This is a genomic window from Luteibacter sp. P4_D7_3, assembly GCF_056401735.1.
Map to the genome: position 1 here is coordinate 1 of NZ_JBFUIT010000247.1, position 6,121 is coordinate 6,121.

Below are 6,121 nucleotides of genomic sequence, written 5' to 3' on the forward strand. Positions count from 1 at the left end.
GCATGCATATCCTCGCCAACCTCATCGATGGCCAGTCGCGCGCGCCGCGTGCCGGCCGTTACCTCGACAGCGTCGACCCTGCCATCGGCCAGCCGTTCGCGCAGTGCCCGGACTCCGATGCTGCCGATGTCGCGGAGGCCGTCACAGCCGCCTCCCGCGCCGCGCCGGGCTGGGCGCAAACGCCTGCCGAAGCACGCGGGCGATGCCTGCACCGACTGGCCGACCTCATCGAAGCCCGCCTGGCGTCGTTCGCTGAAGCCGAATCGCAGGACAGCGGGAAGCCGCTCGCCCTCGCCCGCTCCCTCGATATCCCCCGCGCCATCGCCAACCTGCGCTTCTTCGCGGCGGCCGCTGGCCAGTGGAGCGGTGAATCCCACGCGATGGAGCATGGCGCGATCAACTACACCCTGCGCTTACCGCTCGGCGTCGTCGGCTGCATCAGTCCGTGGAACCTGCCGCTCTATCTCTTCACCTGGAAGATTGCACCCGCCCTCGCCGCCGGCAACACCGTCGTCGCCAAGCCGTCCGAGGTCACGCCGTATACGGCATGGCTTCTCGGCACGCTGGTCAGCGAGGCCGGCTTTCCGCCGGGCGTCCTCAACATCGTCCACGGCAGTGGCCCCGCCGTCGGTGAGGCCATCGTCACGAACGAGACGGTGAAGGCCATTTCATTCACAGGCAGCACCCGGACGGGCATTGCCATCGCGAGCGCCGCGGCACCGCAACTGAAAAAAGTGTCGCTCGAACTGGGTGGCAAGAACCCGGCCATCGTTTTCGACGACTTCGATTTCTCCGAGGCATCGCTTGCCACGATCGTGCGCTCCGGCTTTGCCAACCAGGGCGAGATCTGCCTGTGCGGCTCCCGCCTGCTTGTCCAACGCGGCATCTACGATCGCTTTCGCGAGGCCTATCTCGAGCGCGTTCGCGCCTTGCGCGTCGGTGACCCCAAGGACGCCTCGATCCAGCTCGGCGCCCTGGTCTCCAAGGCACATTTCGACAAGGTCATCGGCTGCATCGCGCGCGCGGTGGATGAAGGCGGCACGCTATTGACGGGCGGCGAACGCGTCGTCGTCGAGGGCCGCTGCGCCGATGGCTGGTTCGTCCAGCCGACCGTCATCGAAGGACTGGCACCCGAAGCGGCGACGAACCAGGAAGAGATCTTCGGACCCGTCGTCACGCTGACTCCTTTCGACACCGAAGCGGATGCCCTCGCCATCGCCAACGGTACGCCTTACGGGCTGGCCGCCTCGGTGTGGACGCGCGACGTGTCGCGTGCCCACCGGTTCTCGGCGAAGCTCGACTTCGGCATCGTATGGGTCAACTGCTGGATGCTGCGCGACCTGCGCACGCCGTTCGGCGGCACGAAGCAATCGGGCGTCGGCCGCGAAGGCGGTTTCGAAGCCATGCGTTTCTTTACCGAGGCCAGGAATGTCTGCATCGACCATGGGCAATGATGTCATCCGCGCCGAAGGCGCACCGGCTCCCGTAGGTGCCTATCCGCATGCGCGAYGCGTKGGCGACCTGCTCTTCCTGTCCGGTGTCGGTCCGCGCATCCCCGCCACCAACGCAGTGCCAGGCAACGTCGTCGATGCCGACGGCAAGTTGGTGTCCTACGACATCGAGGCGCAGTGCCGGCAGGTGTTCGCGAATGTGCGCGCCGTGTTGGATGCCAGCGGTTCGCGCTTTGAGGATCTGGTGGATGTGACGGTGTATCTCACCGACATGGCGCGTGACTTCGCTACATATAATCGGCTTTACGCCGAGGCGTTCGCGGGGGTCGATGCGTGTCGTACGACGCTGGGGATCACAGCCCTGCCGACACCGATTGCGATCGAACTGAAGTGCGTTGCGCATGCACCGCAGCCAGCACCCTCCGCTCGGTAACCTGCACCCTCTGCTCGACAACCCACAACCCGCCCCCGCTCGGTAGGAGGGACCGGGGCTAGGCCCCTTGGGGAGCCCTACCGGGCATCATCGGCCACTGGGCGTCGGGCGCCTTCGAGGCACACCCTTAGCATGTCGCCGATCAGCACCTGCACCTGTGCGGCCTTCTTCGGCAAATACTCGAACGAATCTTCGTTCATGTAGTTGAGCTGGGCGAGCTCGAGCTGGATGGCGTCCACGCCTTCGGCCGGGCGGCCGTAATGGCGGGTGATGTAGCCGCCCTTGAAGCGGCCGTTCACGGCGAACGAATAGTCTTCCTGACGCTCCAGCACGGCGGCAACGCGTGCCTGCAGGCCAGGTGAGCAGCTGGCGCCATCGGCGGTGCCGAGGTTGAAGTCAGGCAGGCGTCCGTCGAAGAGCATGGGCACTTCGCTGCGGATCGAATGACCCTCCCACAAAACCACGTGCCCGAACTCGGCCTTGAGGCGGGCCAGCTCACCGGCCAGGGCCTGGTGATAGGGCTTCCACCAGCGCTCGACGCGGTCGGCAATGTCGGCGGCGTCGGGCTCGGCGCCGGGACGGTAGATCTCGCGACCGTCGAACAGCACCGTGGGAACCAGGCCGGTCTCGTTCTTTCCCGGATAAAGCAGGTGGCCATCGGCCGGGCGGTTCAGGTCCACCACGAAACGGGAGGCGAAGGGCTTGATCACGCTCGCCCCCATTTCGCGGGCGAAGTCGTAAAGCTCGGCAACATGCCAGTCGGTGTCCACCGAACCCCGCGCCCGGCGCTTCATGCGGGCGGCCATGTCATCGGGAATAGCACTGCCGTTGTGCGGCAGGCTGACCAGGAGCGGCGCGGTGCCGCGATGAAGGGTGTAGGGAATCATGGGCAGAGTGTAACGCTCATCCGGGGACCCGATCGCCCATCAGCACCATCTCTTCGGCCGATGTCGGATGGACTGCAAGGGTATCGTCGAAGTCGGATTTACAGGCACCCATCTTGATCGCCACGGCAAAGCCCTGGAGGATCTCGTCGACGCCCGGGCCAAGCATCTGCATGCCGACGATCCGCGATTCCTTGCCCACGCAGATCAGCTTGAACCGCGTGGTGATAGGCCGTCGGGCCAGTGCCAGCTGCATCGGTACGAAAGACTGCTTGTAGAGGTGCACATCGGCGCCGTAGGCCTCGCGAGCCTGCTGTTCGGACATGCCGATCGTGCCCAGGGGCGGGTGGGAGAAGACCACGCTGGGGATGTTCTGGTAGTCGAGCTTCGATTCCGGCTTGCCGCCGAACAGGCGGTCGACGAGCTTACGCGCCGCCGCCACAGCCACCGGGGTCAGCGCCATCCGTTCGGTCACGTCGCCGACGGCATAGACCCCTTCGACGTTGGTGTTCTGCCAGTCGTCGATCGCGATGTGTCCGTCCACCCCGGTGGTGGCCAAGCCAATGGTCCCGATGTCGAGCGCCGCGGTATTCGCCTCGCGGCCGATGGYGACGATGAGGGCCTCGAAGGGTCCAGGATGATCCCCGCGATCGCAGTCGAGAAGGATCATGCCATCGGCCTCGTGCGCTGCCACGATCTGACACTCGTAGTGAACGCGAATACCGTGCTGCTCCATCTCCTCGCCAAGGCCGTACGCCATCTCCTCGTCGAAGCCTCCCATGAGGCGGCCGCGAACGTACATGTGCACGTCGCAGCCGAGCGCACGAAGCACGCCGGCCAGCTCGACGGCGATGTAACCACCGCCGATGATGGCGGCGCGGCGCGGGCAGGCTCGCAGGTCGAAGAAACCGTCCGAGTCCATGGCGAGGTGGAAGCCCGGTTTGTCGAGGTGCTTCGCTTTCGATCCCGTCGAAATGATGATGTGCGGTGCTGTCAGTTCACGCGCGCCCGCACGCACCCTTCCCTTGCCGACGAAACGCCCGGTCTCTCGCACGACGGTAACGTGACCCAGGTCGAGCGCCTGCTGGTACTTGCCGTGGATGCGGTCGATGTATTCCTGGCGTCGCTCGATGAAGCGTGGCCAGTCCAGGCTGCCAGGCGTGTCGTGAAAGCCGTAGTCCATCGCGATGTACTGCGCTTCGGCCATCTGGGCGGCGTACCACATGGCCTTCTTCGGGACGCAGCCAACGTTCACGCAGGTGCCACCGAGTTCGCCGGGCTCGATTAGCGCGACCTTCACACCGAGCTTCGAGGCGCGGATCGCGGCGGCGAGACCCCCCGAGCCACCGCCAATCACGATGAGGTCGAAGGCTTCCACGGTCATGCATCGCTCCAGCAGGGTCAATGCGCCACCGTAGCAAACACGCGGCCGCTGTTATAGGAGCCGATTCATCGGCGAAGCGGGCGATCAGAGGCCGAAGCGGGCTGGCGAATAGGGCGTGGGGTCGAGAACCGGCGCAGGCCCGGACAGCAGGCTAGCCACCAGCTCGCCGGTGGCGGCGGACATGCTGATGCCGAGCATGCCGTGGGCGGTGGCATAGGTGAGATTCGACCAGTGCGCGCTCGGACCGATGATCGGCAGCTCGTCCACACTCATCGGCCGCCAGCCCCACCAGGGCACGATCTCGCCACGCCCTTCGGGTTCGTGCAGGTAAGTCGCGGCACCGCGCCGCAGCGCATCCAGACGAACAGGGTTGAGCCCTTCCGAGAAGCCGGAGAATTCCATGGTGCTGCCGAGGCGGAAGCCGGACGCCCATGGCGTGACGCAGACAGCAGCCTCACGAAGGACCAGCGAGTGCGTCGGCACGCGCTCGGGCGGCTGGTCCCAGGTGAGCGAATAGCCTTTGCCCGGCTGCATCGGCAGGCGGATGTCGAGCAGCTTGCCGACCAGGGGCGACCATGCGCCGAGCGCCATCACCACGCGGTCTCCGCTGAACACACCGCCGGTCGTACGCACGTGCGAAATGCGTGTGCCTTCCAGGACGAACTCGTCCACGCGCGCGCCGGTTTCGATCGCTCCGCCGAGCTCACGCACCCGCCGGGCCAGTTCGGCCACGTAGCGATCCGGGCGCAGCCGGGCGTCACCGGGGTGGAGCAGGCCGCCCACCACGCCTTCGCGCAGGGCGGGCTCGAGCGTGAGTACGTCATCGCCTGCCAGGACCCGCACATCCATGCCAAGGCGGCGCAGGAGTTCCACGTGCGGGCGGTCACCCTGCATCGTCCGGGCGTCGCGGTAAACGTATAGCTCCCCCACTTCCTCGAATTCGCAAACGATGCCTTCGTCGGCGATGAGCTCGCCGAGCAAGGCCCGTGAACGGTTGAGAATCGCGCCTCGTGCCTCGCCTGCGTAGTGGTAATCGCGCCAGGTGCAGTGACGGGCGAAGTCGAGCAGCCAGCGCGCCCGGGCCGGGTCCGGGCGGGGATTCACGTAAAGAGGCGCATCACGGCGCAGCAGCGAGCGGAGCGCCGTACCAATCATGCCCGGCATGGTCAGCGGGCCCGCGTGACTGGGCGTGATCGTGCCGCAGTTGCCATGCGAGGCGCCGTTACCGGGCAAGCCCTGCTCCAACACCCGCACGCTCGCTCCCGCCTTGAGCAGGTACAGCGCGCAGGCCAGGCCAATCACTCCCCCGCCCATGATCAGAACGTCGCTTCGGGATCTATCCATGCACGAAGTTTAACGGCCGGCTGCGGCCCCGCGGCCTGTCCGCCGGATGAATTCGTGCTCTTTGCGAGGTATTCCACGCAACCTATTGATTTGATAACCTCGACGCGCTGCTCCTACAGGGGGAAACGCCCGATGTTCGCCGCTGCTCCACTTCCTTCGCTCCGCCCCGCCCGCTTCCTCGCCCCGTTCGCGCTCACGATGGCGATGAGCCTCCTGGTGGCATGCAGCAGTGCGCCGCCCAGGCGTTCATCGTCACAGCAGCGAAATCCGGCCTCCGCCGTGCCCCTGGCCAAGAATCTTTCCTGGTCCAACCGCCCGGCCGAGGCGCCGCCCGCCGACGCGGCCAATGACGTCCTGTTTCGTGCGATCGGCCTCGTCGGCACACCTTATCGCTGGGGCGGAAACACACCGCAGGGCGGCTTCGACTGCAGCGGTCTGATCAACTACATCTACCTGACGTCGACCGGCGTGCGCCTCCCGCGGACCTCCGGTGAGATGGCCGCGCTGGACAAACCCAAGGTCGACGAGTCGCAGCTTGCCAGTGGCGACCTGGTCTTCTTCGGCCGCGGACATGTGACCCACGTGGGCGTCTATGTGGGCAAGGGCCGCTTCGTGCACGCACCCA

The 6,121-nt window shown here is 66.2% G+C and carries 6 protein-coding genes; 3 read left to right on the plus strand and 3 right to left on the minus strand.

Features of this window, described 5'->3' with window-relative positions; translation table 11 throughout:
* Nucleotides 1-2 precede the first annotated feature (2 nt).
* Both AC1DSN_RS17005 and AC1DSN_RS17010 read left to right on the plus strand, forming a co-directional pair.
* A complete protein-coding gene (locus tag AC1DSN_RS17005) occupies nucleotides 3-1,454 on the plus strand; it encodes an aldehyde dehydrogenase (protein ID WP_477297745.1) in 1,452 nt (483 codons plus the stop codon).
* Nucleotides 1,444-1,884 carry a RidA family protein gene (locus AC1DSN_RS17010; protein ID WP_477331831.1) on the plus strand — a complete coding sequence of 147 codons (441 nt, stop codon included), beginning with the start codon at nucleotides 1,444-1,446 and terminating at the stop codon, nucleotides 1,882-1,884. Before AC1DSN_RS17005 ends, AC1DSN_RS17010 begins: the two co-directional genes overlap by 11 nt.
* A gap of 77 nt (nucleotides 1,885-1,961) precedes the next feature.
* On the opposite strand, the gene hutG is transcribed toward AC1DSN_RS17010, so the two are convergent.
* The 3 genes from hutG to AC1DSN_RS17025 all read right to left on the minus strand — a co-directional run bounded on the left by hutG (nucleotide 1,962) and on the right by AC1DSN_RS17025 (nucleotide 5,496).
* The gene (hutG, locus tag AC1DSN_RS17015; protein WP_213948426.1) at nucleotides 1,962-2,771 is read right to left on the minus strand and encodes an N-formylglutamate deformylase; all 810 of its coding nucleotides are present in this window, start codon (nucleotides 2,769-2,771) and stop codon (nucleotides 1,962-1,964) included.
* Between the two features lie 16 nt (nucleotides 2,772-2,787).
* Complete coding sequence (gene gorA, locus AC1DSN_RS17020) at nucleotides 2,788-4,152, minus strand: glutathione-disulfide reductase (protein WP_477331827.1); 1,365 nt, start codon at nucleotides 4,150-4,152, stop codon at nucleotides 2,788-2,790.
* Between the two features lie 84 nt (nucleotides 4,153-4,236).
* The gene (locus AC1DSN_RS17025; RefSeq protein ID WP_477297927.1) at nucleotides 4,237-5,496 is read right to left on the minus strand and encodes an NAD(P)/FAD-dependent oxidoreductase; all 1,260 of its coding nucleotides are present in this window, start codon (nucleotides 5,494-5,496) and stop codon (nucleotides 4,237-4,239) included.
* A 132-nt stretch (nucleotides 5,497-5,628) separates the two neighbouring features.
* Between AC1DSN_RS17025 and AC1DSN_RS17030 the strand changes: the two genes are divergently transcribed.
* Nucleotides 5,629-6,121: C40 family peptidase (locus AC1DSN_RS17030; RefSeq protein WP_477331829.1), on the plus strand; the 493-nt coding region annotated here is incomplete at its 3' end.

Bases quoted from the DNA above. Each gene is read 5' to 3' on its own strand.
- AC1DSN_RS17005 (WP_477297745.1), top strand. From the start codon at position 3: ATGCATATCCTCGCCAACCTCATCGATGGCCAGTCGCGCGCGCCGCGT.
- hutG (WP_213948426.1), bottom strand. From the start codon at position 2,771: ATGATTCCCTACACCCTTCATCGCGGCACCGCGCCGCTCCTGGTCAGC.
- AC1DSN_RS17025 (WP_477297927.1), bottom strand. From the start codon at position 5,496: ATGGATAGATCCCGAAGCGACGTTCTGATCATGGGCGGGGGAGTGATT.